13 protein-coding genes and 3 pseudogenes are annotated in these 15,793 nt (G+C 55.0%); 4 read left to right on the top strand and 12 right to left on the bottom strand.

Features of this window, described 5'->3' with window-relative positions:
* Window positions 1-37: 37 nt before the first annotated feature.
* The 7 genes from DSM25558_RS10850 to DSM25558_RS10820 form a co-directional block, all read right to left on the bottom strand.
* Window positions 38-2,458: a TonB-dependent siderophore receptor gene (locus DSM25558_RS10850; RefSeq protein WP_077104626.1), complete on the bottom strand. Its 2,421-nt coding sequence runs from the start codon at window positions 2,456-2,458 to the stop codon at window positions 38-40.
* A gap of 118 nt (window positions 2,459-2,576) precedes the next feature.
* Window positions 2,577-3,539 (bottom strand): FecR family protein, encoded by a 963-nt coding sequence (locus DSM25558_RS10845; protein ID WP_077104624.1) that lies wholly within the window; start codon window positions 3,537-3,539, stop codon window positions 2,577-2,579.
* Between the two features lie 105 nt (window positions 3,540-3,644).
* Window positions 3,645-4,148 (bottom strand): sigma-70 family RNA polymerase sigma factor, encoded by a 504-nt coding sequence (locus DSM25558_RS10840; RefSeq protein ID WP_077104622.1) that lies wholly within the window; start codon window positions 4,146-4,148, stop codon window positions 3,645-3,647.
* 611 nt (window positions 4,149-4,759) lie between these two features.
* Entirely contained in the window at window positions 4,760-5,389 is a 630-nt protein-coding gene (locus tag DSM25558_RS10835) for a hypothetical protein (RefSeq protein ID WP_143240074.1), read from the bottom strand.
* 106 nt (window positions 5,390-5,495) lie between these two features.
* On the bottom strand, window positions 5,496-6,272 hold the full coding sequence (locus DSM25558_RS10830; protein WP_077104620.1) for a molybdopterin-binding protein: 777 nt from the start codon (window positions 6,270-6,272) through the stop codon (window positions 5,496-5,498).
* On the bottom strand, window positions 6,269-7,111 hold the full coding sequence (locus DSM25558_RS10825; protein ID WP_077104618.1) for a cytochrome b/b6 domain-containing protein: 843 nt from the start codon (window positions 7,109-7,111) through the stop codon (window positions 6,269-6,271). The genes DSM25558_RS10830 and DSM25558_RS10825 overlap by 4 nt, the downstream gene beginning before the upstream one ends.
* Window positions 7,112-7,182: 71 nt before the next feature.
* The gene (locus DSM25558_RS10820) at window positions 7,183-7,446 is read right to left on the bottom strand and encodes a pentapeptide MXKDX repeat protein (RefSeq protein ID WP_077104616.1); all 264 of its coding nucleotides are present in this window, start codon (window positions 7,444-7,446) and stop codon (window positions 7,183-7,185) included.
* Window positions 7,447-7,636: 190 nt separating this feature from the next.
* Here DSM25558_RS10820 and DSM25558_RS10815 point away from each other — a divergent pair, with 190 nt between their 5' ends.
* The 3 genes and pseudogenes from DSM25558_RS10815 to DSM25558_RS29280 all read left to right on the top strand — a co-directional run.
* Window positions 7,637-8,185 (top strand): sigma-70 family RNA polymerase sigma factor, encoded by a 549-nt coding sequence (locus tag DSM25558_RS10815; RefSeq protein WP_077104614.1) that lies wholly within the window; start codon window positions 7,637-7,639, stop codon window positions 8,183-8,185.
* A 1-nt stretch (window position 8,186) separates the two neighbouring features.
* A complete protein-coding gene (locus tag DSM25558_RS10810) occupies window positions 8,187-8,825 on the top strand; it encodes a DUF1109 domain-containing protein (protein ID WP_083716411.1) in 639 nt (212 codons plus the stop codon).
* A gap of 86 nt (window positions 8,826-8,911) precedes the next feature.
* Window positions 8,912-9,462 (top strand): annotated as a pseudogene (locus DSM25558_RS29280) (IS110 family transposase); the annotation flags it as partial.
* A gap of 459 nt (window positions 9,463-9,921) precedes the next feature.
* Here DSM25558_RS29280 and DSM25558_RS10800 read toward each other — a convergent pair.
* The gene (locus DSM25558_RS10800; RefSeq protein WP_077104610.1) at window positions 9,922-11,028 is read right to left on the bottom strand and encodes a Fic family protein; all 1,107 of its coding nucleotides are present in this window, start codon (window positions 11,026-11,028) and stop codon (window positions 9,922-9,924) included.
* 1,053 nt (window positions 11,029-12,081) lie between these two features.
* Here DSM25558_RS10800 and DSM25558_RS28240 point away from each other — a divergent pair.
* Window positions 12,082-12,235, top strand: a pseudogene (locus DSM25558_RS28240) (IS3 family transposase); the annotation flags it as partial.
* Here DSM25558_RS28240 and DSM25558_RS28235 read toward each other — a convergent pair.
* From DSM25558_RS28235 to DSM25558_RS10770, 4 genes and pseudogenes are all read right to left on the bottom strand, one after another.
* A pseudogene (locus DSM25558_RS28235) lies at window positions 12,232-12,564 on the bottom strand (SDR family NAD(P)-dependent oxidoreductase); the annotation flags it as partial. The pseudogenes DSM25558_RS28240 and DSM25558_RS28235 overlap by 4 nt on opposite strands.
* A gap of 13 nt (window positions 12,565-12,577) precedes the next feature.
* On the bottom strand, window positions 12,578-13,279 hold the full coding sequence (locus DSM25558_RS10780; protein ID WP_077104606.1) for an HpcH/HpaI aldolase family protein: 702 nt from the start codon (window positions 13,277-13,279) through the stop codon (window positions 12,578-12,580).
* 14 nt (window positions 13,280-13,293) lie between these two features.
* Window positions 13,294-14,103: an SDR family oxidoreductase gene (locus tag DSM25558_RS10775; RefSeq protein ID WP_077104604.1), complete on the bottom strand. Its 810-nt coding sequence runs from the start codon at window positions 14,101-14,103 to the stop codon at window positions 13,294-13,296.
* A 9-nt stretch (window positions 14,104-14,112) separates the two neighbouring features.
* Entirely contained in the window at window positions 14,113-15,789 is a 1,677-nt protein-coding gene (locus tag DSM25558_RS10770) for a hydantoinase B/oxoprolinase family protein (protein WP_077104602.1), read from the bottom strand.
* Window positions 15,790-15,793: the final 4 nt, after the last annotated feature.

The following is a 15,793-nucleotide window of genomic DNA, read 5'->3' as shown; positions in this document are numbered from 1 at the left end:
CCGCCCGGAAACAAATTATTTGTTACAACCGGCGACCTCAAAAATTCACCTTGAGGCGACCGATAACACTACGGCGATCACCTTCATAGCAAGACATACTGTCTTCGCATGTCGTGTAATATTTCTTATCGAACACATTGGTGGCGTTGAGAGAAACGGTTGCGTTATCGCTCACCTTGTAGCTGGCTCCCAGATCGAGCAGGGTACGGCCATCCACCTTCACGGTGTTGGCGTTGTCACCGAAGCTATCGCCGACATACCGTACACCACCACCGATCGACAGACCCTCCAGAACGCCGTCGTAAACGGTGTAGTTCAGCCAGGCGGAGGCCTGATGTTCAGGTACCAGATAGGGTGTCTTGCCTACAAATCCTGAATTGTCCTTCGTAATCTCGGCATCTGTCCAGGTATAGGAGCTTGTCAGGTCCCAGCCATTTGCGATGCTGAACTTGCCTTCCAACTCCACACCACGTGACTGCACTTCGCCGGTTGCGACAAAGAAATTAGTCAACGCGCCGGCACCGTTCCGCTCTGGCGTTAATACGTTCGACTTGACGATATCAAACCATGCCACCGTAAACAGCGCATCGATGCCCACCGGTTCATATTTAACGCCGACTTCCCACTGGCGTCCGGTCGATGGGTCGAAGCCAGTACCGGAGGAAGAGACGCCGGTGTTTGGCACGAAGGATTCTGCGTAGCTGACATAGGGAACAAGGCCCCACGGCGTCTTATAGCTTAGCCCGGCCCGACCGCTGAAATTGCCGACGTCAAGAGACGAATTCGTGCTTGAGAGTCGATTGTTCGTGTCGATGTCAACCCAATCGTAACGACCACCAATCGTTGCAATGAAGTTATCCGTCAGATTAATCCGGTCCTGCGCGTAAAGCCCGATCTGCTGATATTTTTCCTTGTAATTGGCGAATGCGGTGGTGGGCTGCGGAATGCCGACGCCATAGACCGGGTTGTTCGGATTTAGCGAAGGAGCCGATCCGCTATAACGCTTCACATCGGCGTCCGAGCGCGCATAGTCCAGGCCCAGCAGCAGTTCATGCGCAAAAGCTCCGGTGTCGAAGTTTGCCTGCGCCTGATTGTCTATCGTCAGCGCATCAAGGCTCTCATCAAAGCGGCGGGTGCCGCGGATTAGATTGCCGAAAGCATCCATTCCGGTGGCCAGAAGATTGTCGAGCTTGAATTCTGCGTGGCCGTAACGCAGGTTTTGACGAACGGTCCACGTGTCGCTGAAGCGGTGGGAAAACTCGTATCCGATCGTCCCCTGTTCCTGGACACTTTTGTTGAAGGTATGATCACCTATCAGCGTATTGGTCGGCGTGAACATCAGGACTGTGCCGCCACTCTTATCGCGCAGTGCCTGCCCAGTGACGGTGAGCGACGTGTCTGAATCCGGCGCCCATGTGACCGAAGGCGCGATCATCAGCCGGTCGTCGCCAATATCGGTCCCATCGGAATACTGGAATTGCGTGTTGCTGTTCCGTGCAACGCCGGTCACCCGGTACATGACGGACTTGTCGTCATTAACCGGACCACCAAGATCGAACCCGACCTGTGCACGCTGGTTGCTACCATATTCAACCTCGACCTCGCGGACCGGTGTGTCTGTCGGCTTCTTCGAAATCTTGTTGACGATGCCGCCGGCATCGCTTTGACCGTAGAGCGAAGATGATGGACCTCGCAGTACTTCTACCGATTGAAGCTGATAAGGGTCGGTCCGGAAGAAGCTGTAACCGCTCGAAATCTGGCGCAGCCCGTCAAGATAGGAACTGGTGGACTGGGCATTAAAACCGCGCATCATGATCCAGTCATAGCCTTTTGGATCAGGGCCATAGGTTTCGATCGTCACACCGGGGACATATCGTAGGATTTCGGAAACGGATTGCGCGTTCTGTGCGTCGATCTGTTTTCGACCTACAACGGAAATGGATTGTGGCACTTCGACAAGAGGTGCATTCGTTTTTGTTCCGGAAGAGCTATTCGCCACCACGAAGCTGTTTACACCGTTTGTGGCTCCATCAACGATGATGGTCTCCAGCACAGTCGATCCATCGATCGAGACATTCGCTCCCGAAGCAAGCGGCCCAGAAGCGGCGATCGCCACGGTCGTCGCATTCGGGAAGGAATATGTCAGGCCCGAACCCTTCAGAATGCTGGCAAGCGCGTGCTCGCGTGTCGCGTTTCCAGAAAAACCGGGCGACGATTTTCCAGCGGCAATTGATGCGAGATAGGTGATCTGAAGGCCTGTCTGGCGACCAAATGTCATCAGAGCTTGATTGAGCGGTCCGGCATTGATCGAGAAATTCGTCTGCGCCGCCGCCTGCGCGAATGCCGTCCTTGCCGTCACACCGATGCCCAAGCCGATACTGGTGCTCATCATCAGCGTGGTAATCAGCGCTTTGCGTTTGCCATTTGTTTTACGTCCGTTCCCCGACAACTGCACCATAGCCCCTATTCTCCTGCTCGATCGTGTTAAGGGGTGCGTGCCGTAAGCGTCGGTATCGTAACCCCTGTAGCTATTACAAACGGGGCTTCGATTTTTTCTCTTTTTTTCGGAATTATTTTTAGACGGGCGAAATGATCGTCAAATTGGACGATATACGTCTGACCTGCGCGCCAGCCGGAAGCACCACGGCCTCGAGCGCGCGTTGGGGATTGCGAAGGTCAAAGAGGCCGCTGATCCGCTGCGATCCGACAAACGGGTCAGCGATCACGATCCTACCAGGATACCAACGACTGATCCTCGCGATGAGGGCCGATACAGTTTCCCGCTCGGCCACAATAACATTATCGCGCCACACAGCGATCTGCGCCAAATCGCGCGTTCCACGCTGGATGCCGTCCGACGAGGGATCAAAGGACAGCCACTCTCCCTGTCTCAACCGCTCGCCGGTTTCCCGCGACGACACCGATGTGCGGGCCTCTACGATGCCGTGGTCGACAGAGATTGTCAGGATGCCTGCATCATTGGCAACATCGAAAGCTGTTCCAATTGCCGTTGCGGTCAAGCCAGCGGTCTGAACGACGAAGGGTCTGCGGGGGTCTCGGACGACATCAAAAAAGGACATGCCTGAAAGAAGGTCGATACCACGTTTTTCGGGCGTGTAATTCACGGCAATTGCACTGTCTGGCCCAAGTGTCGCAACGCTTCCATCCTGGAGCTGGAAATCGCGGATTTCACCTTTTGCGGTAAAGTAATCTGCCTTGGCCTGGAGAATTATGGAAGGTCCATAGATTGTCCCGGCTAGTGCCGCGCCAAGACCGACAGTGCCACCAATGACAAAATTGCGCCTCGTCAGTCCTAGTCTTTTGCGGTTTTCGGCCGTTGCGCGGTCGGTCAGAACCTTGCCACTCATACCGTGGGCATCTGCCACACTGGACCAGGCCTCCTCATATTCAGGGCCACGCTTGCGCCATGTCCTGATCATTTCGAGGGTTACTGAATTGCCGGGATCTACCTGCAAACGAATGACGAGATCAATGGCCTCATCAAGCAGTCTTTGGGGATCTGGCGCAGCAACATTCATGCGTGTTTTCCGGTTTCAGGCACCAAAGCGATGTCATTGCGCATTGCCCTTAGCATCTACTACAAACGAAGCACCGCGATTTTCTCTTGATGCAACCAAAATAAATCACATCCCGCCGGTTCGTATCACAATATGGCGATATGCGTCCCGGATCAAAGCCCACGTGCGCGAGGTGGACAACCCGACTTCCTGCCCGACGTCACTGATGGTGCGCTCACCCAGTCTGTGCAATTCGAATGCGCGGCGTGTGCGCTCCGGAAGTTCCGCAAGCGCTTCCTCTGTGAGCCGCAGCCTCTGACGGTCATATACCACCGTGTCAGGAAGCGGAGATGGATCGACGATATTTGTAACGCTTTCATCGCCAAGATCGACCGTGTCCATCAGGCATTCCCGCCGCTGATGATTTATGCCGAGATTGCGTGACACTTGATAAAGATAAGCCGCCGGATTGGAATTGGTGACATTTTCTGCCGGTGGCACCAAAAGTACGCGCAGAAACGTGTCCTGGGTAATGTCAGCAGCCGTCTCTTCGCTTAGCCCGCGCCTGCGCAGTGAACGGGCAATGCCGTTTGCATGGCGAAGGAAAAGTCCGTGCAGATCCCAGGCCAATTAACGGTGGCCTTCTCTGGCGACATACGAACCATTTTCCGAAGCCACCAGACGACATGTTGAGACCACATCAAGCCCGTGGCTTGCCTTATTTGAGTTATTAACACGTGTCAGTTTGTTCATTTTCGCGGCTTCAAGTTTGGAGTCCCATCGTTATGCGAGACATTCCAATGCTTTAATCCCCTGTGTAAACATGCTGCAAGCTTAGTTTCTTAGAGTGGTTCTAGTCTGCAAGAATGGCGTGTTTTCAAAATTAGAAAAAACATGTGTAGAATTGTCAAGTTTTCAAATAGATAGGCATTCAGCGATAGGAAGCCTGAATGGATGCATCTGTAGCTATGTCGTTTATCAATCACGCGTTTCTTGGCTCACCGTTGCGCTTACGCAACAAAGCGATGACAGATATATAGACACTTGAAGTGGAGAACTCGATCAGGTGCTAGCTACTTTGTATCGGGTCAAAATGATTGGTAATCGCCTTGAACGGTTACGACCCAAAGACACATGAACCGATACTAAAATGTAAGAGTTTCTGAATATGTTTTGACGTCATGCACACTTTGAATGGCGGAAATTTCTAACCGCCACTCTTTAGTTCCGACAAGTTTTTTTTACATCGGTGGAACGACGCCATTGGTGCCGACAACGACACGACCGCTCGACATCGAGCCATCGGCTGCCTTCTCAGATGGCACGAACACGGTGGCACCTGCCTTGAGATCGGCTTCGGTAGCAGGCGCGAATGTCACGACCGGCGTGCCGTCAGGGATCGAAATCTTCTTTTCCTTGCCCTTATAGGAGACTGTTACGGTGCGGCCATCGACCGATTTGACCGCATCGGCGACAGTGGCATTGGTCATGGAGCTGTTAGGCTTCAAATCCCAGGCATAGCTGCCTTCGCCGGTGCCCTTCATGGCGGCTGGGAAAATCAGCACTTCGAGCGCGCCGTCACCACCGCTTGCAGTTGGCATCGAAGCAATTCCGACAAAATCGCCCGGCTTGATGTCGTCGACCGAGGCTTTGGCGACGCTCGAAATTTTCCAGTCATCCTTGAGCATGATCTTCGCGTCCGTGCCTTCGCGCGTCTTGACCGATAGGGTTTTACCTTCGAAGCTTTCGACGGTGCCACGAACCCGCACCTGATCGGCGGCCTGCGCTGCGAAGCCCGCAGACATGGCCAACAGCGTGCCTGCGATCACCGATGTACCGGTTCTGGAAACAATCTTGGAAATGGATAGCATATCTTCTTCCTTTCAGAGCCCTATCGTTTCAAACCACCGGCAGATGCGGGTTGGAAATCCGCCGGTTTTTCAGAAGGAACGGCAAATCCTGCCGGCCTGTTGAACATTAAATGCCAGCGTACCATTCGTAGCCGCGGTCTTCCCAGAAGCCGCCATTGCCGCCATAGATGCTCGATAGATCGGCAACGGCTTCCATGCGCATGAGGTATTTTGCCTGCTTGTAACCGAGCTGCCGTTCGACCCGCAGCCTGAGCGGCGCGCCATGCGGCACTTCCAGATCATGACCGTTCATGGAATGGGCGAGGATGGTCTGGGGATGGAACGCATCGACAAGATCGATGCTTTCGTAATACCAGCCGCTGCCATCAAGGGACTTTTCGTATTCGTCGGCGCAGTGGAAGACGATGTAGCGGGCTTCCGGCTTCAACCCCACCTTGGCCAGCAGTGCACCGAGCGGCACGCCGGTCCACTGACCGATGGCGCTCCAGCCTTCGACGCAGTCATGGCGGGTGATCTGCGTCCGCGTTGGCATCGCCTTCAGCGCGGCAAGCGACAGTTTTGTCGGCTTTTCGACTAGGCCGCCGATTTCCAGTTGCCATTGCGAGAATTTTTGGTTGAGCAATTCCTGATATTGCGGGCTATCGGGCATGCTGGTGCCGTTTGCGCGAAAGGTCGATGAGATGTCCGCCACGGTGAATTCCCGCGCCAGCGTGTTATCCCCGAGCAACAGACGCTGTGTGCGCATCGTTAGCCCCTCGGCCATGCGCAAAGCCTGTTGCACCGTGGGGTTCTCGACCAGCGCATCGCAACCGCTGAGCCCAAGCGCCGAGGCTGTCAGTGTTGAACCAATCAGAAAGCGGCGGCGGGTAATGAGGCGGCTCATGGCTTCAGCTCCACATGAATGGCGTAACGGCCCGTGATCATCGAACGCATGTTGTTGAAGACACCGGAAACCAGCACCATAACGACATGGACGACAACGAAGGCGACAAGTGCGTTAGCGGTAATGAAATGCAGCGTGCGTGCCGATTGACGCCCACCGAACAGATCGAGCAGCCACGGGGCGAAAGCATCAAACCCCGGCGACATGGTAAGACCTGTGCCAATCATCATCGGCAGTAGCAAAAAGATCACCAGCAGATAGGTGAGCTTTTGAAGCGCATTGTAATGGCGGGCCTGCTCACCTTTGGGAAAGCGCAGGCGTGCGTGGTCGGCGATCTCGTGGCCGAGATGGCCAGGTGTCAGCTCATCTCGACGGGGCAGTAAGTCCCGGCGAAAATGCCGGGCGATAAAACCGTAGCCCATATAGATCAGCCCGTTGATAACGAACAGCCATGCGAAGAAGAAGTGCCAACGGCGACCGGTGGCAAGGTCCTGATAACTCGGCAGCGTTGCCCAGGCCGGAAAACCGCGGGCGGTCGGCTCGCCATCGACATTGGAAACGCCAAGCACACCTGTCGTATTGAAGGAAAGGCTACCGATACGAGTAACGCCTTTGACAGCATCGCCGTCCTGGACCGCCTCCATGGAGATGAAGGAGGGATCATTATCGGCACCGTACTGGCCCCAATAAAGGTTTGGATGGGCGTTGAATATTTGCAGGCCGCTGAAGAGGAGCACAGTCATGCACAGAACGTTGAGCCAGTGTGACAAGCGCACGGTCAGGCTATGACGACGGATGAGCATGCGTGTTGTCGGGGCGGGCTTGGCGGAGGCGTCCATGGCTTTTCCTCATGACTACGGGTTCGGTCTAGACGCGGCGCCCCCCGCAAATATGCGAGGGCGCCGAGAGGTTACTTCATTGCCTCGCAGGACTTCATCATGTTGGATTTCTTCATGCTGTTCTTTTCCATGCCCGCTTTGTGCATACAGTCAGCCTTGCGACCGCTCATCTTCATGCCGTCGGTCTTCATGCTATCTTTGCTCATCGTGTCGGTCTTCATGGCGTCGGGCTGCTTCATCGAGTCCATGCTGGTCTGTGCCTGGGCTGCGCCGGTCGCAAGCGAGAGGCCGAGAAGGGCTGCAAAGGTGGCAGTGCTGAAAAGACGAATTGTCATTGTGTTTCTCCCAGTTGATGTGCCCGCCGCACTCCACGGCTGTGGTTCACAGGAGATCATTCGGCCGCCAGCCGAGGCGGTTACAGTCATCACGGCTATGTGATCGCGTTTTCTAAGCCGCGGCTTCCTCGCTTTTATTTCCGCGGGCGTGTAACTGTTTTTGTGCTGGCCCGTATGAGACGGAAACGACATGAAGCAGCTGACCGAGTCTGAACTGAAAGCGCTGATGCTCTTGTCTCTCGACGGAGACCAGGTCGCATATCGCTGCCTGCTCGATATGCTGCGGCATCTGCTGAGAAATTATTATGCCCGGCGGATTGGCCGTTCCGCTTCTGCCGATGTTGATGATCTGGTGCAGGATGCGCTGCTTTCGCTGCACCAGCGACGCATAACATATGACCGAGACCGACCGTTCACGGCCTGGTTCTTTACCATCGCCCGCCACAAGCTGGTGGATCACCTTCGACGAAGCGGACGCCGTTCGCACATTGGGTTGGAGGCGGTGGAGGAGATTGAGGACGGCTACAGCGAGGACGCGGTATCGGCTACCATGGATGTGAACCGACTGCTGGCCAGTCTCCCCGCCTGGCAAGGTACGATGATCAGGCAGGTGCGACTGGAAGGCCTTTCGGTTGCAGAAACGGCCGCCAGCGGTGGCAAGACAGAGGCGATGGTGAAGATCGGTGTCCACCGGGGTATCAAGGCACTGGCTGCGAGATTGAGAGGCGAGCGTGGCTAAGATGGATGATTTCATGGATGGCTTGGCGAGAGACCTGCGGCCCGTACGCAAGGGCGCGCTGGGCAAGTTGCTGGTACTTGCTATCCTGCCGAGCCTGGCACTATCAGCAGCATTCATCCTGCTCGGCCACGGTTTGAGGCCCGACATTTCTAACGCTATTTCGCTGCCCGTTTTTTGGGTGAAATCCGCCTATCCGCTACTTCTGTCGATTGTTGGCGTCATTGCGCTGATGAAAGTGGCGCGCCCCGGTGGAAGGCCAGTGGATGCGGCGCTCCCGGCGCTGATCATCTATGGGCTTGTCTTCGCAATCGGCGTTATACAGCTCAACACGGCGTCATCGCCTGAGGAGTATCGCAAGCTGGTGACGGGCGTTTCCTACTGGTTTTGCCCGCTGATCATCCAGGCATCCGGTGCCCCGCTGATGGCAGCGACCTTCTGGTTCCTGCGACGCGGCGCCCCCACCCACACGCGTCTCGCCGGTCTCATTGCTGGCTTGACAGCAGGTTCAATCGGGGCCTGGGTCTATAGCTGGGGCTGCATTGAGAACGGCCTGACTTTCGTCTCCCTATGGTACACACTTGGGATCGCGTTGTCTGGGCTTCTGGGGGGTATGCTCGGGCGATCCTTGTTGCGCTGGTGAGAATTCGCCGTCCAATGATTAAACCTTGTGTGAGAGTGATGTTCGCTTTGTTGCGAGTAGGATCGCAGCTGTCTGGAACCATCAGCATCGGCGACAGTACTTTTCCCTGCGAGGGCTTGCGAGTCAGGGGCGCACTATTCGTCTCGTTGGAATTGAGTAAATCGACGTGGCTCGTGACAGCTTTATCGCCAGGAAGCGAAAAGATGTCTCGCCATACAGTTACAGGAGGCGACACCGCCATTCTTGTGTTTTGCCGCACTTCGCCAGAAGGCCACGCGGCGTAAAGACAAGCTTTATCCGATGGTGGTGATCCAGGAGGCCGGACTGGATGGCTTTTGGCTAGGATGAGTGCTCAGCAAGGAACCTTGGATAGAGAGCCACATTGTAGAGGCCGCATCGATTGCCATGCCCCGCCGCCATCGACGGCAAAACGCTGATCCGCGCTTTGATGGCATGGCAACGTGGCGAGCCCCGCGCGTGCTCGATGGTCGAACTTCTTACACCCGAGGCGGACGACAACCGTCGTATCGGGCGGGAGCGGAAAACTCTGATTGCGGAACATGTCTTACACGTCAATCGCATAAAGGGACTGCTCGTCACTCAGGGAATACGAGATTACGAGCCTGTAAATCGAGATCTGTGGCTTTGGCCCGCAAGCTGCTCGTTGCGCTTTGGAAATATGTTGCTTCAGGCGTCGTGATCGAAGGTGCAATCATGAAAACCGCCTGACATACAAAACGGCTGCGAGAAGTAAATTCTAATCCTCAGGGCGTGATCAGCCTTGACGGATCCAGGTGAACGGACCGGGATTCCTTTTGGCTTCAACTGCCGGTCTTGAGATTGGTCCCGTTCTCCTGAGCCCTCGCCCGCGAAAGCGGGAAATTGGTGTCTGCCGTTGAAGCGGCGACCGGATGTGAGGTTGTACAGGCTCGATAACGAGCCGGTAAAGCGATGGGCTCAGACCGCGGATCCGCCTAAGAAGGAGAAATTCGATGCCACTCGAATAAACAATTGACAAAAATCCTGATGTGAATGGAATCGAACAGTCGTTCACGTAGATAATAACGTTGGTGGAGTTCATTAAACTAGCAGCAATTTATTTCTGCAGTGACAGCGAGTACCGGGTATGCCGACGTTCACCCGTACGCGTCATTGCACCGATCCCCACTAGCTGCTGAAGGTCGCGTGTTGCTGTAGCGCGGGATGTCTCTGTGATAGAAATGTAGTTTTCGGCACTTAGCCCCCCCTTGAAGCCTGCCGTGCCTTCCTTGAATATACGCGCGACTACCTTTTCCTGCCGCTCGTTCAACCGGTCTCGAAAACGATCATAGAACTTTGCTTTCTGAATGAAGAAATCTATGCGCTCAAGCGTCGCCCGTTGAGCATCCAGGATCGTTTCTGAAAAGAAAATGATCCAGTCGGTGATATCGAGCGTACGTTGGTGCCGCTCAAGCTCGGAGTAGTAGGCCTTCCGGCTCTTCTCAATTGTAAAGGCGAGTGAAATGAGGCTTGGCTGCCCTACGTTTTGCGCCAGCGATTTCTCAGCGAGCGCGCGCCCAATTCGGCCGTTGCCATCCTCAAATGGATGTATGCTTTCAAAGTACAGATGGCCTACTGCTGCACGCGTCAAAGCTTGAAGCGACGTTTGGCCATCTGGCCCGGATTGATTGAACCATGCGATGAAAGTCTCCATCTCACCGGTAACCTGGCGAGACGGAGGAGCCTCGAAGTGGATTGTCGGCTTATCCAATCGACCGGACACAATCTGCATGGCGTCTTCATGCGTCCGGTAAGCGCCAACCGTTTCAATGTATCGGTTTCCCGCCATCAGCATTGAATGCCAATGGAACAGTCCGTCATGACGCAGCGGCGTATGCCAGCTTCGATAGACATCCGCCATCATCTCGGCGATCCCCCGCTCTTGTGGGCGGATCTGTCTATCATCAGTGCTTAGCCCGAACTGCCGGCGGAGCGATGACTGAACACTCACGCGGTCCAGAAATTCCCCCTCAATTTCTGAGGTCTTGACCGCTTCGTCGCTCAGCAAGTCGATGCGAAGTTGGTTGCTGTCGTCCTCGTTGAAATGTCGAACGGCACCGATAACCTCGCCGGCGGATTGCAAGAATTTTTGCTCTAATGGTACCAAGCTTGCGGTGTCGTACCTGAAGTTTGGCCAATCAGTTTTTTGCCAGTTCCATTTCATGAGTTATAGCACCCCAGTCTATAACTCATGATTATTCAATAGATGAGCTATTGCAAGCCTATCTATCGCTCAGCACAACAAACTACGGCTCTCCGTTCAAGACGGAGCAATCAACAAGTGAGCACTTACCCTGAACATATTTTGTTTAACGGGCGCACCCTATTTCCGCTCGCCCTCGGCATTGGTATCGAGAGAAACGGAATGACCATGACCAAACACGACCTTTCATCACATCATTTTCAGCGGAAAATTTCGGAGTTCTGCGAGCTTCGTTTCGCTCCGATCGCATCCAGGCGAGTGTTGAAGAATACGGCCTTATCTAGCCAGTTTGATCATCTACCGGAAATCGCCTGCGTATATGAATGGTCATATCGACTGGACGATGATCGGTCAGGCCTGTGGGATCGGGGCTAAGGCTGCCTCCTCGACTGACTTCTGCTTTTCAACGACGAGAAGCGTGTAGACGATGTGTGCAAAATCTTCGCCGCGATTCATGGGTACCCTCCAGAGCACACGATCGTCACACAGAGGACCCGGCGCTGCAAGGTCATCAAACCGAACGCCCCGTTTTGATCGCACAGGCTGATCCGACCTTCTATCTGCCGGACCGTCGGCTGGACCCCAATCGTTCGGGGCGCTCCGATTTTGAATCTCCCCGATCACATACATCGTGGAGACAGGATGCTCTTCTGGATATCAATGGCTGTCACCGCTCTGGTGGTGGTCTCTGCGACCGCTGTCCTCGGCTTCTGTCCAGCCGAAGCCGACATGCTCCATCTCGGAGCCTATCTCGTGCTATGGGCCGTCGTCGGAATTCTGATTTCGCTAGGAGTGCTCCTATGGCTCCGGCGACGATAGGTTGCTTGCCATTAGGTCCCGCATGGACATCCGCTCGTCACCCGGATGCAGGAGCAATACTTTTGGCATCAAGAGTGATCAGAAGTGCGACAACGGAAGCTGCGATCGTGTCAAACAGAAACGCGCCGAAAAAGACGATGATTGCCCTTGCGCGGCCCATTCCCAGATCCTGAACAAACCAACGGATCTGAGCCTGACCTCGAAGCCCAGATCGCGGCCTTCGTCGAGCATTCATCGCCGATACCACGAAAGCCTCGACAATCTCACCCCAGCCGACGTCTACTTCGGACGCAGCCAGACCATCCTCATCGAACGCGAAAGGATCAAACGAGAAACCATTAGGCACCGATCAACAGGGAAATCTTCAAGCGGCGTGCGAAACTGCATGCCGGCATTGTTGATCAAAATGTCGATTTGGCCAATGTCCAGCTCGATGGCGTCAACACCGCGCTTCACGGCTTCTGGATTTGTCACGTCGAAGTCCGAAATCGAAACCGAGCTGTGACCAGCCTGCCGCAACGGCGCAGCGGCTTACTCCAGCTTGCTGCGATCACGGCCGTTCAGAACGACTTCAGCGCCATGCCCGGCAAATCCCTGCGCCGCCGCAAAACCGATGCCTTGAAACGAACCCGTAACCAGCGCACGCGAACCGGATAGATCAAAGAGAGGAAAGGTCATGGAAATGTCCTGATCAACGGGACAGTGTCTTTTTAACGCCGTTCATGCCAATGCGCAGGAACGGATCGGAATGCATGTAAAAGAACTGGACGCCCTTCTCGAGCCAGTGCGGCAACTCGTCAGAGGTTGTCAGTGTTCCGGCAATCTTTCCAGCAGCCCGGATTTTTTCGACCGCAACGGCAACCTTGTCCATAACCACCGCTGGGCGCGGTTCACCGAAGGGCGGCGCAGGTGGAAAGCCCATATCCTGTGATAGATCACCAGGTCCGATGAAGAACACGTCGATGCCTTCAACGGCCAGCATCTCGTCGAGATTATCGACGGCTTTGACAGTCTCGACCATGCTGATCACCAGTCTCTTCTGGTAGTCGGCTGGAATAGCATACCGCACTGTATCGACAATCGCCTGCGCCTGTTGCGAAGTGTCGACCATCGGCACCATGATACCGTCTGCACCAGCATTTAGATAGCGGATGATAAGCGGACGTTCGTGTGAATGCGGGCGAACAATCGCGGCACCATTAACGGAGCGGACGATCTGCGCTGTTTCACGAACGTCTTCGAAGCTCCATGTTCCATGTTCGCAATCGAGAAAAACAGAGTCCGCACCCAGTTCCACCAGACGCGCAGCCATGCCGGATGATGAATGGTGCGGCGTGAACATGGTGATCGCTTCGCCGGCCTGAAGGCGGGCACGTAACTTCGCACCGTTCATAATGGATGCTCCTCCTACTTAACTGTCTTGGGCAAATCGGGCGTGTCGGCTGGTGCGCCAACCCAACGTGCTGTCTCGATATCGGCAGATGTGTCGCGCATGAATGTCGGGCAAATATGCAGCTCCGGGATCACCGCGCCATTTTGAAGGCTGGCGCAGAGGTGAACAGCACGGGCCACATCATGCGGATCAAGCATGATCGCACGCTCGGTTTCCAGCGGCGGGCGGGCACGATTGTTCATTATCGGCGTGTTGGTTTCGCCGGGAAGGATCGTAGTCGCCCGAATACCCTGATTGCGGTAGGTGTTGTGAACGAAGGTCATGAAATTCTTGACGCCCGCCTTTGCCGCGCCATAAGCCGCGCCGCCTAGCAGATTGGGGTTAAGAGCCGCAAGCGAGGAAACGGTGATGACCGTTCCCTGCCCCCGAGCGATCATGTCCGGAAGGACTGCCTGCGTCAGATTGAAAACGGCGGTCAGGTTGACATTGACCGTCGAGTTCCACTCTTCTTCACTCAAAAAGCGGGCATTCAGCACCTTGCTTGCGCTGCCAGCATTGTTGACGAGAATATCGACTGGACCGATGCCGTTTTTGACCCATTCCACAGTGGCAAAAATCTCATCGCGGGATTCGATGTCGAGAACATAGGTAAATGCCTTGCCTCCCTTTTTCTCAATCAACGCAGAGACTTCCCGAAGCGGAGCAAGACGCCTGCCGGTGAGAACAACGGTCGCACCGTCCTGCGCCAGCAGCAGGGCGGCCTCGCGGCCGATACCCGTTCCGGCACCCGTGACCAGTGCGGTTTTTCCATCAAGCAAGCCCATTCCCAACTCCTATTCTGCGGCTACAGCGAGTTTACCGTTGTAGCTATATGCATCCTTCGCGGCCTTCAGCGTAATCAAGCCTTCTGCAAGATCATGTTCAACGTCCTGTGTCGCACGTTCGCTCGCACGACCCCATCCTCCGCCACCTGGTGTCTCCACTTCAAGCCGTTCATTTGTTTTAAGAACGACTTTTCCCTTGGGAAACTGTGGCTTCCCATCTTTCGATACCTTGCCGGGGGTGCCGCTTTCGCCTTCGACAACGCCAAAGCAGGGATGACGAACGCGCTCGGAAGCGAGGTAGATATTCATGGGCGTGTTTCCGATATTGCGAAGGACAACGCGCTGACCCAATCCGCCGCGGTATTTTCCGCGTCCGCCGGAATCTGCAATCAGTTCTTTCCGCTCGGTGAGAACCGGAACTGCAATTTCGAACATTTCAATGGCGGTGACTTTGCAGTTGGATGGGAAGCTCAAAGTGTCGAGGCCATCGAATTGCGCACGCGCACCTTGGCCGCCATGGAAGTTTTGAACAGAACCATATTGGGTTCCGTCATCCCTGCGGCCCACGCAGTTGGCAGCCCAGATGGGGGCACCACCGCTATCGCCCATGACCTTGTTCGGCACGACGGTTTCCAATGCCTTGAAAATCAGGGATGGAATAGCGTGGCCGATTAGATTTCGGGAGTTGCCAGCCGTCCATTGCTCAGGGTTCAAGATGGAGCCGAGCGGAGCATCATCGGTAATAGGCGTGATGCAGCCTTCATTGTTAGGCGTATCAGGGTCCAGCAGGCACTTCAGCGCATAAACCGAGTGGGCATAACGATAATTCGTGCGGCAGTTGATTGAATGGAGAACCTGATCCGACGTGCCGGCATAGTCGACATGAATGGAATCGTCCTTGACGATAACGGTAGCCTTCAACTTGATGTCGGCTTCATAACCATCCAGCAGCATCTCTGCTGAGTAGCTCCCATTCGGCCATTCACCAATTGCCTTGCGGGTCTGCGCTTCGGAACGAACATGGATCGCTTCTGCTAGACCATCAACATCATCCAAACCATATTCGTCCAGAAACTTAACGAGTTCTCGGCCCATAACATTATTGGCCGCGATCATCGATTCCAGATCGCCGCGGACTTCCGTGGGGAGACGGACAGATGCCGCGATAATATCGAACACGTCTTCGTTCGGCACGCCCGCTTTTAGTAGCTTGACGATTGGAAAGCGGATGCCTTCCTCGAAGATATCGCTTGCCTCAGAGTGTAGCGGCGCACCGCCAATATCCGGCAAGTGAGCGATGGAGCCGGCATACGCAACGACCTTGCCATTCTTGAAGATCGGCGTGATCATAGTTACGTCCGGCAGGTGACCGGTGCCGATTTCAGGATCGTTTGTCGCCAGCACATCACCTTCGTTCAGGGATTCAGCCGGAAATTTCGGAAGGAAGTATTTCTGGGCTGCCGCTGGAAGCGATGTGATGAAAACTGGGATCGACCATGTGCACTGGGCAAGCGCCTGACCCTTGCTGTCGAGCAGCACGGTCACGTAATCGTGGTTCTCGCGCACGATGGGCGAGAACGCCGTCTTGCCAAGAACGTTGTCGGCTTGGTCAGCGATGAAGATCAGACGGTTCCACATGACCTGTAGATTGATCGGATCATTAAAATCGGTTGCGGGCTTCGACATCTGA

Origin of the sequence: Agrobacterium sp. DSM 25558 (genome assembly GCF_900100825.1) — a bacterium.
GTDB lineage: Bacteria > Pseudomonadota > Alphaproteobacteria > Rhizobiales > Rhizobiaceae > Agrobacterium.
Note: the sequence above shows the minus strand (reverse complement) of the source record. Positions and strands in the feature narration are given on the sequence as shown.

Excerpts from the sequence above, each read along its gene's own strand:
- DSM25558_RS10770 (WP_077104602.1), bottom strand. The coding sequence starts at position 15,789 with ATGTCGAAGCCCGCAACCGATTTTAATGATCCGATCAATCTACAGGTC.
- DSM25558_RS10820 (WP_077104616.1), bottom strand. The coding sequence starts at position 7,446 with ATGACAATTCGTCTTTTCAGCACTGCCACCTTTGCAGCCCTTCTCGGC.
- DSM25558_RS10815 (WP_077104614.1), top strand. The coding sequence starts at position 7,637 with ATGAAGCAGCTGACCGAGTCTGAACTGAAAGCGCTGATGCTCTTGTCT.
- DSM25558_RS10800 (WP_077104610.1), bottom strand. The coding sequence starts at position 11,028 with ATGAAATGGAACTGGCAAAAAACTGATTGGCCAAACTTCAGGTACGAC.
- DSM25558_RS10830 (WP_077104620.1), bottom strand. The coding sequence starts at position 6,272 with ATGAGCCGCCTCATTACCCGCCGCCGCTTTCTGATTGGTTCAACACTG.
- DSM25558_RS10845 (WP_077104624.1), bottom strand. The coding sequence starts at position 3,539 with ATGAATGTTGCTGCGCCAGATCCCCAAAGACTGCTTGATGAGGCCATT.
- DSM25558_RS10780 (WP_077104606.1), bottom strand. The coding sequence starts at position 13,279 with ATGAACGGTGCGAAGTTACGTGCCCGCCTTCAGGCCGGCGAAGCGATC.
- DSM25558_RS10775 (WP_077104604.1), bottom strand. The coding sequence starts at position 14,103 with ATGGGCTTGCTTGATGGAAAAACCGCACTGGTCACGGGTGCCGGAACG.
- DSM25558_RS10835 (WP_143240074.1), bottom strand. The coding sequence starts at position 5,389 with ATGCTATCCATTTCCAAGATTGTTTCCAGAACCGGTACATCGGTGATC.
- DSM25558_RS10850 (WP_077104626.1), bottom strand. The coding sequence starts at position 2,458 with ATGGTGCAGTTGTCGGGGAACGGACGTAAAACAAATGGCAAACGCAAA.
- DSM25558_RS10810 (WP_083716411.1), top strand. The coding sequence starts at position 8,187 with ATGGATGATTTCATGGATGGCTTGGCGAGAGACCTGCGGCCCGTACGC.
- DSM25558_RS10825 (WP_077104618.1), bottom strand. The coding sequence starts at position 7,111 with ATGGACGCCTCCGCCAAGCCCGCCCCGACAACACGCATGCTCATCCGT.